The sequence below is a fragment of the Nodosilinea sp. LEGE 06152 genome (assembly GCF_015207525.1).
GTDB lineage: Bacteria > Cyanobacteriota > Cyanobacteriia > Phormidesmidales > Phormidesmidaceae > Nodosilinea.
Genome location: NZ_JADEWR010000012.1, coordinates 186980 through 201891, shown reverse-complemented (window position 1 = coordinate 201891; position 14912 = coordinate 186980). Strand labels below are relative to the sequence as shown.

At 59.9% G+C, this 14912-nt stretch carries 12 protein-coding genes and 1 pseudogene; 9 read left to right on the top strand and 4 right to left on the bottom strand.

The annotated features are described in order from the left end of the window. Positions 1–223, top strand: a 223-nt coding sequence (locus tag IQ265_RS28830) for a hypothetical protein (RefSeq protein WP_228038043.1), incomplete at its 5' end; no start/stop codon positions are given. Between the two features lie 58 nt (positions 224–281). On the opposite strand, the pseudogene IQ265_RS17695 reads toward IQ265_RS28830, so the two are convergent. Both IQ265_RS17695 and lepA read right to left on the bottom strand, forming a co-directional pair. Beyond that, positions 282–482: pseudogene (locus IQ265_RS17695) on the bottom strand (glycosyltransferase); the annotation flags it as partial. 321 nt (positions 483–803) lie between these two features. Further along, positions 804–2609: a translation elongation factor 4 gene (lepA, locus tag IQ265_RS17690; protein WP_194055980.1), complete on the bottom strand. Its 1806-nt coding sequence runs from the start codon at positions 2607–2609 to the stop codon at positions 804–806. Between the two features lie 326 nt (positions 2610–2935). Between lepA and IQ265_RS17685 the strand changes: the two genes are divergently transcribed. Then, complete coding sequence (locus IQ265_RS17685; RefSeq protein WP_194055978.1) at positions 2936–3169, top strand: hypothetical protein; 234 nt, start codon at positions 2936–2938, stop codon at positions 3167–3169. A 149-nt stretch (positions 3170–3318) separates the two neighbouring features. Next, complete coding sequence (locus IQ265_RS17680) at positions 3319–5124, top strand: ATP-binding protein (RefSeq protein ID WP_194055976.1); 1806 nt, start codon at positions 3319–3321, stop codon at positions 5122–5124. Between the two features lie 44 nt (positions 5125–5168). Here the strand turns inward: IQ265_RS17680 and IQ265_RS17675 are convergent, their stop codons facing one another. Further along, a complete protein-coding gene (locus tag IQ265_RS17675) occupies positions 5169–6011 on the bottom strand; it encodes a prephenate/arogenate dehydrogenase (RefSeq protein ID WP_194055974.1) in 843 nt (280 codons plus the stop codon). A 199-nt stretch (positions 6012–6210) separates the two neighbouring features. Here IQ265_RS17675 and IQ265_RS17670 point away from each other — a divergent pair, with 199 nt between their 5' ends. The 4 genes from IQ265_RS17670 (at position 6211) to mrdA (ending at position 12612) form a co-directional block, all read left to right on the top strand. Next, entirely contained in the window at positions 6211–7797 is a 1587-nt protein-coding gene (locus IQ265_RS17670) for an ATP-dependent DNA helicase (RefSeq protein WP_228038039.1), read from the top strand. A 121-nt stretch (positions 7798–7918) separates the two neighbouring features. Next, a complete protein-coding gene (locus tag IQ265_RS17665; RefSeq protein ID WP_194055972.1) occupies positions 7919–8134 on the top strand; it encodes a DUF2839 domain-containing protein in 216 nt (71 codons plus the stop codon). A 138-nt stretch (positions 8135–8272) separates the two neighbouring features. After that, the gene (locus IQ265_RS17660) at positions 8273–10552 is read left to right on the top strand and encodes a hypothetical protein (RefSeq protein ID WP_194055970.1); all 2280 of its coding nucleotides are present in this window, start codon (positions 8273–8275) and stop codon (positions 10550–10552) included. 260 nt (positions 10553–10812) lie between these two features. Then, entirely contained in the window at positions 10813–12612 is a 1800-nt protein-coding gene (gene mrdA / locus IQ265_RS17655) for a penicillin-binding protein 2 (protein WP_194055968.1), read from the top strand. Positions 12613–12885: 273 nt separating this feature from the next. Here mrdA and IQ265_RS17650 read toward each other — a convergent pair whose 3' ends face one another. After that, positions 12886–13239, bottom strand: a complete 354-nt coding sequence (locus IQ265_RS17650; RefSeq protein ID WP_194055966.1) for a metalloregulator ArsR/SmtB family transcription factor — start codon at positions 13237–13239, stop codon at positions 12886–12888. A gap of 245 nt (positions 13240–13484) precedes the next feature. On the opposite strand from IQ265_RS17650, the gene dxr reads away from it, so the two are divergent. Next, positions 13485–14678 carry a 1-deoxy-D-xylulose-5-phosphate reductoisomerase gene (dxr, locus tag IQ265_RS17645; RefSeq protein ID WP_194055964.1) on the top strand — a complete coding sequence of 398 codons (1194 nt, stop codon included), beginning with the start codon at positions 13485–13487 and terminating at the stop codon, positions 14676–14678. Between the two features lie 5 nt (positions 14679–14683). Next, complete coding sequence (locus tag IQ265_RS17640) at positions 14684–14884, top strand: hypothetical protein (protein WP_194055962.1); 201 nt, start codon at positions 14684–14686, stop codon at positions 14882–14884. Positions 14885–14912 lie beyond the last annotated feature (28 nt).

The window sequence follows — 14912 nt, the reverse complement described above, 5'->3', positions numbered from 1 at the left end:
TACGGAGTCACAGGCTCCTGGCGATTTTTCGAGTTTTATCCTTAAAGGTGCGGCGACCCAAGCTACACGCGGTTTGCTTAACCTAGGGTGGGACGGTCTGCCACACTTTTTAAGATACAAGGGTGGGCAGTGCCCACCAGTGGAAAGAACAGGCGATCGCCCCAATACAACTTTCTGGAATTTACTGTTTTCAAGGAAACTTGGATTAACTACGGCAGCTTAATTTCAATGGTGGGCACTGCCCACCCTACTAACTGGCGACAGCCATACCGTAATTTAATGGCGGCGTGGTTGAGGTTCTGGGCATTGCGGTGGTAAACGACGCGATCGCCTAAACTGCGCACATACTCCTCAGTACCATCGGTGGAGGCATCGTCAGCGACAACGACTTCGCAGGGTACGGTCTGGTTGAGGCCGCAGGCGATCGCCCGCTTCAGCAGCTCCAGCCGGTTGTAGGTGGTAATCACCAGACTAAATTTCATCGCCCCATGCTCCTTAGCTAGCTCAGCCTATGGCTCTTATGTCTAAGGATTCCCTAAGACCGGCAGGATAATTAGGGAAGAGCAGAGACCTGGTTAGGGAGGCCTAAGTTGCTAGAGACGTGGGCGTCGCCACGGGCATAGCTGACAAAGAGGTGGAGCAAACCCCAGCCCACCGGGCGCATCAACGAAATCATGCGCGGCTCACCCGCTACGTGCTGGTGGAGTAGCAGTGGCCAGTGCGAGAGAAACCGGGTTTCTGAACGTTAAATCCTGGTGAATAGCAAAAACGCCGCCGGAAACCCAGTTTCTGGGTAGAAAGCATCAAGTTAGTTTCAAGACGGCCATAAAGGCTTCCTGGGGCACGTCTACCGTGCCGATCGCCTTCAGGCGCTTTTTACCCTTGGCCTGCTTTTGCAGCAGCTTTTTCTTACGCGAAATATCGCCGCCGTAGCACTTGGCCAGCACGTCTTTGCGCAGGGCCGGAATGCTCTCGCTGGCGATAATACGGCTACCGATCGCGGCCTGAATCGGAATCTTGAACTGGTGGCGGGGAATCAGTTCCTTGAGCTTTTCGACCAGGGCTTTGCCCACGTAGTAGGCCTTGTCGCGGTGCACAATGGAGGCCAGCGAATCGACTGGGTCACCGTTGATCAGCACGTCGAGACGCGACAAGTGGTTTTCGCGGTAGCCAATCAGGTGGTACTCCATGCTGGCGTAGCCCTTGCTGCGCGACTTCATCTGGTCAAAAAAGTCGGTGACCACCTCGGCCAGGGGCACTTCGTAGATTAGGGTGGTGCGGCCCTGGGCCAGGTACTTCATGTCTTTAAACTCGCCGCGCCGGTTCTGGCACAGTTCCATCAAGGCCCCGACGTACTCTTCGGGGGTGATCATGTCGAGCTGCACGTAGGGCTCTTCGATCTTTTCGCGGGATTGGGGGTCGGGCAGGGTGCTGGGGTTATCGATTTCGAGCACCTCACCTTGAATGGTGGTAACCCGATAGATTACCGAGGGAGCGGTGGTAATCAGGTCGAGGTTGTACTCGCGCTCCAGGCGTTCCTGCACAATTTCCATGTGCAGCAGGCCCAAAAAGCCGCAGCGAAAGCCAAACCCCATGGCGCTGGAGGTTTCGGGCTCGTACTGCAGGGCCGCATCGCTGAGACGCAGTTTTTCGAGGGCTTCGCGCAGTTCTTCAAACTGGTCTGAGACGGTGGGGAAGAGGCCGCAAAAAACCATGGGTTTAGCTTCGGCGTAGCCGGGTAGGGCCTCTTTGGCGGGGTTTTGCACCAGGGTAATCGTGTCGCCCACCCGAGCATCTTCCACAGCTTTAATGGAGGCGGCAAAGTAGCCTACTTCCCCAGCGTGGAGTTCTTCGACCTGCACTTGGGTGGGGGCCAACACGCCCAATTCATCAATTTCGTACTCTTTGCCCGAGGCCATCAGCCGCACTTTGTCTTTGCGGCGAATGGTGCCATCCATGACGCGGAAGTAGACGATTACGCCCCGGTAGCTGTCGTAGTAGCTATCGAAAATCAGCGCCCGCAGGGGTTGATCGACGGTGTCGGCGGGGGGCGGCACCAGGTAGACGATAGATTCTAAAATTTCGTCAATGCCCACCCCTTGTTTGGCGGAGGCGGGAATGGCCCCGCTGCAGTCGAGGCCAATAATGTCTTCAATTTCCTGCTTAATGCGATCGGGTTCGGCCCCTGGCAGGTCAATTTTGTTGAGAACGGGAATGATTTCGAGGTTGTTTTCCAGGGCCAGATAAACGTTGGCCAGGGTTTGGGCCTCGACCCCCTGGGAGGCATCGACGACTAGCAGCGCCCCTTCGCAGGCGATCAGCGATCGCGATACTTCGTAGGAAAAGTCAACGTGCCCTGGGGTGTCGATCAAATTCAGCACGTAGTCTTTGCCGTCCTGGGCCCGGTAGTTCATGCGGGCGGCCTGGAGCTTGATGGTAATGCCCCGCTCCCGTTCCAGATCCATATTGTCGAGGAACTGAGCCTTCATTTCGCGATCGCTAACCGTACCGGTGCGCTGCAACAGCCGATCGGCTAGGGTCGATTTGCCGTGGTCGATGTGGGCAATAATCGAAAAATTGCGAATCTGAGAGACGGGAACCTCGGTCATACGAAGGCTTACCAGCAATAGCGGTTTACAGACTTTAATATTGTAAGCCCTTGCCTGGGTGAATGCTCGCAAGGGAGTTAGAGCTGAGCCATGAAGAGTAGGTAAGACGGAATATTTGCGGCATGAAGGTTTTTTGCAGCAGTCCCCTAAAAGCGTGCTGAGCGCGGTGGGAGGATGGGCTAAGGCGATAGGAATAAACTTGTTATGTCAAGAACCTGAGACCTAACCGCCAAGGGGTTTGAGGTTGAGCGCCCTAGACCTTTCACCCTAGGGCTTAGACTAAAGAGAATACACAATTACCTACCTGGCAGTTCAGGCGACCTACTATGCAAAACTCTGCCTCCCATTCCGGCGAGCGGTCGGCGGAAAAAGTCGATCTCTCCGTGCAGATCGACAAAGACCTGCTCGACCAGGTAACCCACCTCAGCTCTGACCCCAGCAAGGTTATTGATGTTGCCCTACGCCAGTGGCTGCGGGGCGATCGCCGCTACGAAGACGACCTGGTGCGCCATCTGCCCCGCAACCCGACGGTGCCGCCCAAGGGAGAGTGGAACGACTAGGGGAATGGAGTGCAGGGTGCAAGGCATCGGGCCGCCCCTGAAACCCTGCACCCTGCACCTGACACCCCAAACCTTTCCAATTCCATCTCAACTAGAGCCATCGGTATGGTCGGTTGGTTAACATGGGAACGTTCTGGCCCCGTACCCCTATGCGATCGCCACGTTCCATTTCTGCTTTGGCTACGGATAGCCCAACGGATTCGCTCTCCGTTTGGATCATGGTGCTGAGTCCCAGCGGCATCGTCGAGTCGGTTCAAACGGTGGGGGCTAAGGCATTGCCAGTGGCGCTAACGGCCAACTGGGTAGGGCGATCGCTGAGCGAAATTGTCTCATTTGCCAATGCCCAGGCCCTGGAGCAGGCCCTCGATACTCTGGCCACCCGTCACGACATCGTTCAGCTGCCCGGTCGCTGCCCGTTGGGTTCTAACAGTATTGATGTGCGGTGGCTGCTGCAGCCCCTGCTGGGACCAGATGGCAGCTTATTTCGCATTGCGGCTACGGGCTACCTGGCCGACTTGCACGGCCTAGCCGAAAGCCCCTGGATGCGAGTTGCCCCGGCTATGGCTGCAGAGGTGATATCTGCACAATGCACCCAGCTGCAGACCTACTCGCCCCGGCTCAACCAAATTACCCGCAATGTCCGCTGGACGCTCGATTTAGAGATCATTCGTCAGCAAACGGTAGAAGGTCTCGGCGACCTGTTTGACGTCGATCGCTGCCTGGTGTTTAGCTGCCATGCGGCTCCCAATATGGCCCCCGAGGCTGCGGCGGTAGCTGCTGAATACGTGCGATCGGAGGATTTGTTGTTCTGGCAGGGGCAGGTGTGGCTGCTGGCCGAAACCCCTTGCCTCAGCGCGGCGGCCCAGGCGTCGAGGGCGGTGGTGCCCCCCCGGCAGCCCGCCGATCCATCGGTAGTTGCTGTGGCGACCCGCTACCAAAACACCATCAACGGCTTTATCGTGCTCCACGATCGCCCCGATCGCCCCTGGTCAGAGGTCGAGCTTAACCTGCTGACCGACCTGGCCGATCAGGTGGGCACTGCGATCGCCCACGCCACCCTATTTAGCGAAAGTCACGCCCTGGCCATCAAGCTCCAGCAGGCCAACGCCAGCCTGATGGAAAAGCAGCGCGAGTTTCAAGAAGCCCGCCGCCAGGCCGAAGAAGCCCGCCGCCAGGCCGAGGAAGCCTCGCGCCTCAAGAGCGAGTTTTTGGCCAACACCTCCCACGAGCTGCGCACCCCTCTCAACGGCATGATCGGCTTTCTCAAGCTGGTGCTCGACGGCATGGCCGACGACCCCGCCGAGCAAGAAGAATTTATTGAAGAGGCCCACAAGTCAGCTATTCACCTGCTGCAGCTGATCAACGATGTGCTCGACATCGCCAAGATCGAAGCGGGCAAAATGCAGATCGAAATGGGGCCTGTAAGCCTGAAGGAACTGCTGACTGATGTGGAGAACTTCATTCGTCATCAGGCCGATCAAAAAGGCCTTTCATTTGAGATTTTGCTGCCTGCCACCCGCGACGACATTAGAGTTAACGGCAATTATCAGCGGTTGTTTCAGGTGTTCATTAACCTGGTCGGCAATGCGATCAAGTTCACCCATGAGGGGGGCGTTACCATCAGCGCTGAGGTGAAGCCGCAAAAGGTAGAACGCCAGGGCAAGATCTGGCCCGGTCTGGTCAAGATCAGCGTGGCCGATACGGGCATCGGGGTATCGCTGGAGAAGCAAGATCGGCTGTTCCAAAGCTTTAGTCAGGTAGATGGCGATCGCACCCGCCAGTACGGCGGCACCGGCCTGGGCTTGGCTATCTCCCAGCGCCTGGTAGAGGCAATGGGCGGTGTGGTGCAGTTCATCAGCATGGGCGAGGGGCTGGGCTCGACGGTGACCTTTACAGCGCTGCTGTATCAGGAGCCGGTGGTGATCGACAAAGAACCCATGTACCCGCCTAAGTAATCCCGTGGCATGATCCTTAGCCCTAGGACGAAACCCCGTTCTGGCTAGGCCAGGTAGGCAGGACGGGCGGCTTGGGACTGGGTCAGGGTGTTGTGTACAGCGTCCCAGTCTTCGGCGGCAATCAGCGCTTTGATCTGCTCTAGCTGGTGCTGGTACTGGGTTAGGGCATCCAGCAACGCTGTGCGGTTGTGGCGGGCCATCAAAGTACCCAGGTCAGGGACGCCGCCGCCAACGCGGCTGGTGTCTTGAAAACCTGAGCTAGCCAGGGTTTGGGCTAGCGAGAGAATATCTGGATCAGCTTCCTGCTGGCAGGCGAGGATGAGGCTGCTGCTGACCATCACGGGCAGGTGCGAGATCCAGGCGACGGCGCGATCGTGCTGGTCGGGGTGGCACTGGCAGAGGTTGGCCCCGAGGGAGGTGGCGATCGCCCCCACCCTTTCCAGAGCCGCTGGATTCGTTGCCTCAGTAGGCGTAAGCACGTAGGGGCGACCCTGAAACAACCCGATTTCTGCCACCGCCAGCCCTGCCTCGGCCTTGCCCGCCATCGGGTGCCCACCTACAAAGTTGGGCCATAGTGCCTCGATCGCCGGTACCAGTTCCCCTTTCACCGAGGCCACATCGGTCACTACGGCCCCCGCTGATAGGTAGGGCGCGATCGCCTTAGCGGTCGCTAAAACCGTGTCGATGGGCGTGCAGATAAACACCACCTCGGCCCCTGCAACCAGGGCCAGATCGGTACCCGCTTCGGTCGCGGCTCCCATAGCTAGAGCCGCTTTGGCCGTTTCTGCTCGGCGGGCAATACCTACAACTGGGTAGCCCTGCCGGGTCAGATCTAACCCTAGCGAGCCCCCAATCAAGCCCAGGCCAATAATGGCGATTCGTTCCATAGGTTTTTAGCTGTTTGCCCACAGTGGTTATTACCAGCATATCGGTGGGGGGGTATCCAGCAGCCTCGACGAATCTTCTATGCGACAATGGACACCTAATAGTTGCTATTGAGCGGTTGGCCTGGTTCGACGGCACCCTCAGGGCAACGCCATCGTCAACCATGCCAGCTGATTCTCTCGATCGCTCCCTCGTCACCCTTTGGATGCCATTACCTTGATAGAGGCCCAAGTACACCAACAACTGCGCGCCCTGCTGCGGGAATGGGGAGAGCCAAGCTGGCCCCACCACCTGACGCTGGCGCGGCTCGTGGCGCGGGCGCTGCGGCTGGGGCGGAGTGCGCTGCTGCAGGTGGGTGGCCTGTCGGCCTACCAGGGGGAGTACCGCCTCAGCTACCTGATTGCGCTGATGATGTGGCCCGGCCCAGCCGTTGTGGTAGCCCCTGAACCGACCGCTCAGCGGTTGTTGATGGTCGACCTGCCCCGCCTGCAAGAAAAGCTGCGGCTGCACAAGCCGGTGCACCGGGGGGCGAGTTGGCCCAGCGGCGACTTTAACGGCCTGCTGATTACCACCCCTGAAGTCTGGTTGAGCGATCGCCTCAACCACCAGAGCCAGTTTCCCGAGGGCATTCCCACCCTAATTGACGACGCCGACAACCTTGAGCAGTGGGTGCAGGAGCAGCTCACCGCCAATCTCAGCCCGCTCGACTGGAATCACCTGGCCCTGGCCTACCCCAACCACCAGGGGCTGATTCAAGATACCCATGTGGCCTTGACCCACACGGCCTTTCAACGCCCGGCCAACCCCTACCGGCGCTATCTACTAGACGAGCAAGACTGCCAACAGCTCCAGCGGCTGCACCAGGTTCTGACCGCCAGCCGTACGCCCCAGGCGGAGGGACCCATGCCGCCCCAGTGGGCCCGGTTCTGGCAGCAGTTCAACCCGCCCGACCACCTGTTGTGGTTTGCCGTCGATCGCGATCGCGGTCAAATGTCGCTACACTGCGCTCCGGTCGATCTGGCCCCGGCCCTGGCTCCGGTGTGGTCTCGACAACCGGTGGTGCTGATTGGCGCGGCCCTAGACCCCGACCCGGGAGCCGACCATTTTCGCCAGCGCCTGGGGCTGAGCGAACTGACCTGCCTCCAGTTCACCCCCAACCGCCAAAACGACGCCATTCAGCTCTACCTGCCTACCCACCTGCCGCTGCCTAACACGCCTCAGTTTCAGGGGGTGCTGCACCAAGAAATTCGCCGTCTGCTGAGCCGCGATGTTGAAATAGATGCGCGCGCCGAAACGGCTGCCGAAAGCTTCGCCAGTCGGCCCGGCTTTACGGTGATTTTGCTCGATGATCTGCCCCTTAAGGGTCAGCTGGCGGCGACGCTGGCCGGCGAGTTTGGCTCACGGGTGCAGGTCGAGCAGACGGCTGTCGACCGCAACGGCATTTTGGTCAGCGGTTGGGCATTTTGGCGACAGCACCAGGCCCTGCTGCCGCCCCCGGACCTGCTGATTGTCGCCACGCTGCCCCTGCCTTCCCTAGAAAACCCCCTGGTGGCGGGTCGGGTGGCTTTTCACAAGCGGCGGCGGCAAGACTGGTTTCGGCTGTATCTGTTTCCCACAGCGGTGACGGAGCTGCAGCGCGCGATCGCCCCCTCGCGGCAGCACCAGGGCACCGTGGCACTGCTTGACACCCGCATCCACTACCGCAGCTACGGCGTACAAATTCTAGAGGCCCTGAGCCCAGCCGCCTGCACGCGATCGCTGCCCTCGGACTGGGGTGCAGGGCGTTAGAGGATTTGAACAATTGAGGTTTTAAGGAAGACTGGACTGCCGACTTTTCACCGCCTTTCTCTGCCCACATCCCGTTCTATGATTGAGAATGGAGTAGTACGGAACGTAGCGACGTAGACCCATGGGCGAATCAAAACGACGCAAAGAGCAGCTAGGCGAAAAGTATGGTCAGGCAGAGCCCATTCTGCCCTGGCTGCCCATTACTAAAGATCAGTCTCAGCAATTTGTGAAGTGGACCACTCGAGGCACCTGGAGCGCAATCATCCTGGTGATTGCCTTCTGGATTACCCTGCGGTTTATTGGCCCCGGGCTGGGCTGGTGGAGTTTGGTTGACTAGAACCACGAATCTCAGGATTTGCAGACATAGCCGCACGAAATTTCCTATTCTCGCTAAGAAATCATAATGAGTGCTTTCCGTCTTCCGTAGATTCTAGGTAGAGTTAGAGTAGGTGGTTGCGCGGGAGTTTGCGAGAAGATGCTGAGCCAACAACGGCAGTCTGGACCCCAGCGAGAAGAGCCCCAGCCGGCCGGAGTTGCCGGAGGCGCACAGGGAGTCGCCAGGGATTTTAGCCTGATAATCGACGGGTCTGAGTCGGCCTTAGCCCTGCCTCAGGTCATTCCCCCTGTTGCCCAGAAGAGTAATCAGTCGTGGCGGCTGCTGCTGATTTCCCTGCTGAGCTGCGGTGCGGCCAGTGCGGCAGCCTTTGGAGCCTTTCTCTGGCTGATTAACCTACCGCCCACCACCAACTGCGAGAATACGGCCACCGTTACTACCGATCGCGCTCAGCTGTTCTGCGCCCAGACCGCTGCTAGCTCGGGCGAATTGACCGACGTGCTGGCCGCCCTCGACCTCGTAGGCGGCTGGACAGCGGAGCACCCGCTCCACTATGAAGTGCAGCCCCTAATTGAGCAGTGGTCATGGGTGGCGTTAAAAGCCGCTGAGCAGGAGCTGCGCAGCAACGGCAGCATGGCCGAAGCGCAGTCTTTGGTCAGCCATATTCCGGCTGATAGCCCGGTGTTTGCCACAGCCCAGGAGACTATGCAAACCTGGCAAACCGAGTGGGATCAGGGCGAGGCCATTATGGCTACCGCCCAGGCAGCGCTCCAAAAGCAGGACTGGGCTACCGCCTCTAAGCAGGTGCTGGCTTTAGCCGAGCTCAACAATTCCCACTGGCGAGTAGACCAGGTGGCGGCGCTGTCGCGCCAGATTCGTCAGGAGCGCCAGGCCCAGGAGCTGCTGACCGAAGCCGTGGCTACCGCCGGGCCGGGGGGCAGCGATCGCCTGGGGTCGGCCCTGCGCACCGCCAGCAAAATTGACGAGGGCACCTACGCCCGGCAGCAGGCTCAGCCCTACCTAGACCGCTGGAGCGATCTGCTGCTCAAGCTGGGCCAAGACAAGTGGTATGCCTCTGAGTTGGATGCGGCGATCGCCCTGGGCCGCAGTGCTGCCCTCAACCCCAGTCGTGCCAAGGTGGCCCAGGAGCTGATCTGGATTAGCCAGGCGCGTCAGATGGCCCAGCGGAGCCTGACCACCTGGCGCACTGCCCCGGATCAGCTGGTGACACTCTATCGCGCCATGCTGTTGGCTAATCGACTGCCCACCGACAGCCCCTACTATGCCCAGGCCCAGTCGAGTGTGGCCACCTGGCGCACCCACCTGAGTGGGCTGGCCCGGCTGCAAACCGCCCAGGCCATCGGGCAGGTGCGCGACACCGACGCAATCAAGGTGGCGATCGATCAGGCGGCTAAGGTGCCGATGGGCCACCCCCGGCGAGTACAGGCCCAAACCCTGGTGGCCCACTGGCGGCAAGAGGTTGAGCGCTTAGAAGACCGGCCTTACCTGGTGAAGGCCCACGAGCTAGCCAGGGCTAAAACCTTCGAGGGCCTGCAGGCGGCGATTCAAACCGCCAACGCCATTGCCCTGCCCCGCGTCCTGCGTGGCGAGGCCCAGAGCTGGGTCTACATCTGGACCAGTGAGCTGCAGGTGATGGAAGATCGCCCCATGCTCAACCGGGCGCGATCGCTGGCCGCTCAGGGTAGCCTCTCCCAGGCCATTGCCGAAGCCAGCAGCATCAGACCAGGTCGCGCCCTCTACGACGAGGCCAAGGCCGCGATCGCGGGGTGGCAATGGGAGATTGCCGCCGCCGAGCGCGCCCGCCTGCGTGCCATTCAGGAGGCTGCGGCTCGCAGGGCCGCGATCGCGGCTCCGGTAGAGCCTACCCCCGAGAGCGATCCCCCCAGCGCCGATGCCTCCGCAGATGCAGTGGTGCCAGCGGCAGAGGCTCTGCCTATAGCTCCGGCCCCCAGTCCTGCCGAACTGAGCCTGCCGCGGCCGTCTCTGCCTGACCGGATTGAAACCGTTCCCGGCGAAAATTCTGCTCCGGCTGAGGTGGCCCCCCCGGTGCCTGCGGCGATCGAGACTGCCCCAGCGACTCCACCGCCAGCGCTAGTGGCCCCAGCCCCCCTGCCTGCGCCTATTTCCAGCCCGCCACCCGTGGTTCCCCCCGCCCCGCTGCCGGTCCTGCCCCCCGACTCTACGACGGCCCCTGTGCCCGAGCCCCAGGCTGCCCTGCCTCAGACCAATCGGCTCGCGCCTGAGGTGTCGGTCCAGCCCCAGCCGGAAGCGCAGATCGCCCTACAGCTGCGCTGGTCAGAGGCCAGTTTGCCAAAACAAAGGTCGATCGCCGCCGCTTATCCCCAGACTCCGCCCGATACCGAAGTGCTCGTCACAGGAGCGCTGTACAGCGGCTACTAAATCTCCTGGTAGCGAATGACGTTATTGCCAATCGGCCAGGGAGTAAACGATTCAAACGACTCGCAGATAATCCGTTGCGCACCAAACAAAAGCCGAGACCGCTGCCACCACCGACAGGACTATCTTTCCCTGCATAGATCTCCTGGGTCGATTAAGATAGGAACTGGCCAAATTTGCCGAAGGGGCTGCACACAGTCCGGCTCGGAATCTGGGGCTTTCTCATCAGCAAAACTTCACCTAAACCTGGATTGGGTTGATCTATGGCTCTACTCCAAAACTTACCCCAGGTGCCCGATACGCTGCGAGGACGCACCGTAGGGCGCAGCTTTCAGGCGGTATTTTTGCTGGCGCTAATCTCGGTGCTGCTGCTGGGGGCCTTTGGGCTGCGGCTGTTTCAGCTCCAGGTAGTCAACGGCGATCGCAACCGTCAGCTGGCCGATACCAACCGCATTCGCCTGGTGCCCAAGCGCCCGGCTCGGGGCACTATTTTCGATCGCAACGGCGAAATTTTGGCCGGTAGTCGCCTGTCACACACCATATCAATCTGGCCGATTGCCCTGCCCCGCGACCAGTGGCCCATGGTGATCAATCGCCTATCCAAGGTGCTCAACGTTCCCCCCGACGAGATTCAAAAGCGGCTAGAGCAGGCCGGTTACGAGTCGATCGAATCGATTACTATCGCCCGGGGCATTAGCCCCGCCCAGGCCACAGCCCTAGCCGAATACACCAATGAGCTGCCGGGGGTGCGGCTAGAGGCCGAGGCCGTGCGCAACTACCCCAACGGCGATCTCGCCGCCCACGTGATTGGCTACACGGGCGAACTGACCGACGAGCAGCTGAAGGCGCGTCGCGATAAAGGATACCGCCTGGGCGATGTGGTCGGCCAAATGGGGGCCGAGGCGGCTTTTGAGAGCACCCTCCACGGCACCTGGGGTGGTCAACAGGTCGAGGTTGACAGTGCCGGTCGCATCATCAGTATTTTGGGCGAGAAGCCCGCCACCGCTGGCCAAGACATTCAGCTCACCATCGACCTGGAGCTACAGCGAGCCGCCGAGGCAGCGCTGGGCACCCGCGAGGGCGCGATCGTCGCCATGGATCCGCGCAACGGCGCTATTTTGGCGATGGCCAGCTGGCCCACCTACGACCCCAACATTTTTACCACCCGTATTACTGAGGCCCAGTGGCAGCAGCTGCAGGGGGCCGACCACCCGTTCCTCAACCGATCGCTGCAGGCGTTTCCGCCCGCCAGCACCTTCAAAATTGTGACAACGGCAGCGGCCATAGAGTCGGGTAAGTACGATCCGGGCACAGTACTGCCCACCTACCCCTACATTCAAGTGGGGGGCATTCAGTTTGGCGACTGGAACCGGGCAGGCTTCGGCCCCCTGAGCTTTCCCGGCGCGATGGCCTGGAGTAGCGACACCTTCTTTTACCAGGTGGCTATGCGCATAGGCGGCCCTACCCTAATCGAAATGACCCGCCGGTTCGGCTTTGGCCGCAAGACTGGCATTGAGCTAGGGGCTGAAGAAAGCGCTGGTCTAGTACCCGACGACGCCTGGAAGCAGGAAGCCTTTGACACCCCTTGGGTGATTGGCGACTCAATTAACATGTCCATTGGCCAGGGGTTTATGCAGGCGACGCCGCTGCAGGTGGCTAATATGTTTGCGGTTGCAGCCAACAACGGCTACAAAGTCACGCCCCACCTGCTCAAAGATAACGAAGAGCACCGCAACTGGAAAGAATCTCTGGAGCTGAGCGACGCTACCGTTGACATTTTGCACCAGGGGCTGCGGCGGGTGATCACGGGTGGCACAGGCCAGAGCCTCAACGTGCCCCACCTGCCTCCCCTTGCGGGTAAGAGTGGCACCGCTGAAGCACCGCCAGGGCTGTCGCACGCCTGGTTTGGGGCCTATGCCCCCATGGAAAACCCGGAGGTAGTCGTTGTGGCCTTTGCCGAACACTCCGGCGGCGGCGGCGGCAAGGTGGCTGCACCTATGGTGTTACAGGTGCTAGAAGCCTATTTTGGCAAAAGCCAGGTTGCCGAAGGCCCTACGCCATAGGCGCGCCTTCTCTCCAAGGACACGGTGATCTCAAGACAGCCCCCGTTCCCTGAGCCAAATCGAAGGGACACCACCCCAACGCAGCCCTCGCTCCCTGAGCGCAGTCGAAGGGACATCACCCCAAAGCAGCCCCCGTTCCCTGAGCGCAGTCGAAGGGACATCACCCCAAAGCAGCCCACGCTCCCTAAGCGAAGTCGAAGGGACATCACCCCAAAGCAGTCCTCGCTCCCTAAGCGAAGTCGAAGGGAAACCACCTCAACTACCAGCGATCCATCAGCTCCGGGAGGCGAGGCTGAAGTTGCGAAAATGCTGGGCCTGGGCCTCAATGCGGCAGGCCAGGCGATCGCAGACCATGCCGCACAGGTCAAAAATCAGCTCATCGGTGACGCTGTAGTAGGCGGAGGTGCCCTCGGTGCGGCGACTTAAAATACCTGCCTGCAGCATCACCTTTAAATGCTTAGAGACGTTAGCCTGGCTGGTTTGGGTAGCTTCTACCAGCTCTTGCACACATTTTTCGCCTTCCCGCAGCAGGTTGAGAATTCGCAGCCGCATGGGCTCGCTTAACACGCTAAAATACTCGGCCACTTGCTGCACGACTTCAACTGAAACCGGTTCTACAGGATCCATCAGGGTTCGTAGGTAGGCTCGTGTGTGCGAGAGATTCTCAGTAATCTTAACAACTATTTTATTTTCGCAGCTATCAATAGCAATCCAGTCATCAAATCTTGTTAATTATTTTGGGATGATCCCCGTGGGGTTGACGTCGAGAACCAGAGGAAGGGATTGGCGTAATAGGTTAAGACTAAACCTTGGGTCAGGGGCCGTACCGTGAGATTCTTAAAGATAACGATCACTCACCCTTGAGGACTGCCGTGAAAGCCATCACCCTGCTTGGTTCAACCGGGTCTATTGGCACCCAAACCCTAGATATTTTGGAGCACCACCCCGACCAGTTTCGCCTGGTGGGCATTGCCGCAGGGAACAACGTTGACCTGTTAGCCCAGCAGGTGCGCCAGTTTAAGCCCGAGGTGGTGGCCATCTGCAACGCCGAGAAGCTGGGCGACCTGCGAGCGGCTCTGGCCGGGCTAGACCCCATGCCCCAGCTCTTGGCCGGGGATGATGGGGTGGTGGAAGTGGCCCGCTACGGTGATGCCGAGGCCGTGGTGACGGGCATTGTGGGCTGTGCCGGGCTGCTGCCAACTCTAGCGGCGATCGAGGCGGGCAAAGATATTGCCCTGGCCAACAAAGAAACGTTGATTGCTGGCGGCCCCGCCGTGCTGCCCCTAGTCGAGAAGCACGGCGTTAAGCTGCTGCCCGCCGACTCCGAGCACTCTGCGATTTTTCAGTGTTTGCAGGGGGTGCCCGAGGGTGGGCTGCGGCGCATTTTGCTGACCGCGTCGGGTGGAGCCTTTCGCGACTGGCCCACCGAAAAGCTCGCCCAGGTGACGGTGGCCGATGCCCTCAAGCATCCCAACTGGTCGATGGGCCGCAAAATTACCGTTGACTCGGCCACGCTGATGAACAAGGGGCTAGAGGTGATCGAGGCCCACTACCTGTTCGGTATGGACTACGACGGTATCGATATCGTCATTCATCCCCAGAGCATTATTCACTCGCTGATTGAGCTGCAAGATACCTCGGTGTTGGCCCAACTGGGCTGGCCCGACATGCGTTTGCCCCTGCTCTACGCCCTCTCCTGGCCCGATCGCATCTACACCGACTGGGAGCCGCTGGATCTGGTCAAAGCGGGCGACCTCACCTTCCGTGAGCCCGACCATGCCAAGTACCCCTGTATGGATCTGGCCTACGCCGCTGGCCGAGCCGGGGGCACCATGACAGCAGTGCTCAATGCTGCCAACGAGCAAGCCGTAGCGCTGTTCTTAGACGAAAAAATTCACTTTTTGGAGATTCCCAAAGTGATTGAGGGGGTCTGCGATCGCCACCGTTCCCACAACATCGCTCAACCCGTACTGGCCGATATTCTCGCTGCCGACCAGTGGGCCAGGGCCGAAGTGCTGAGCGTCAGCCAGAGTCTGACCCAGACCACCGTTGTTTCGCTGGGGTAAGCGCCGTGGATCTGCTGATTGTACTGGGGGCCATTGTCGTAGTCGTGGTGGTGTTTGGCTGGCTGTTTAAGCTAGTCAAAAACACGGTTCAAACGGTGCTGCTGGTCGCCTTTTTGCTGCTGGCGCTGTACTTTTTGTTTGGCATCGGCCCCGGTGCCGTTTGGGAACAGATTCAAACCTGGCTCGGCGACTGGCTGGGGAGATGAGGCGATTTTGGATTTTGGACTTGTAGTG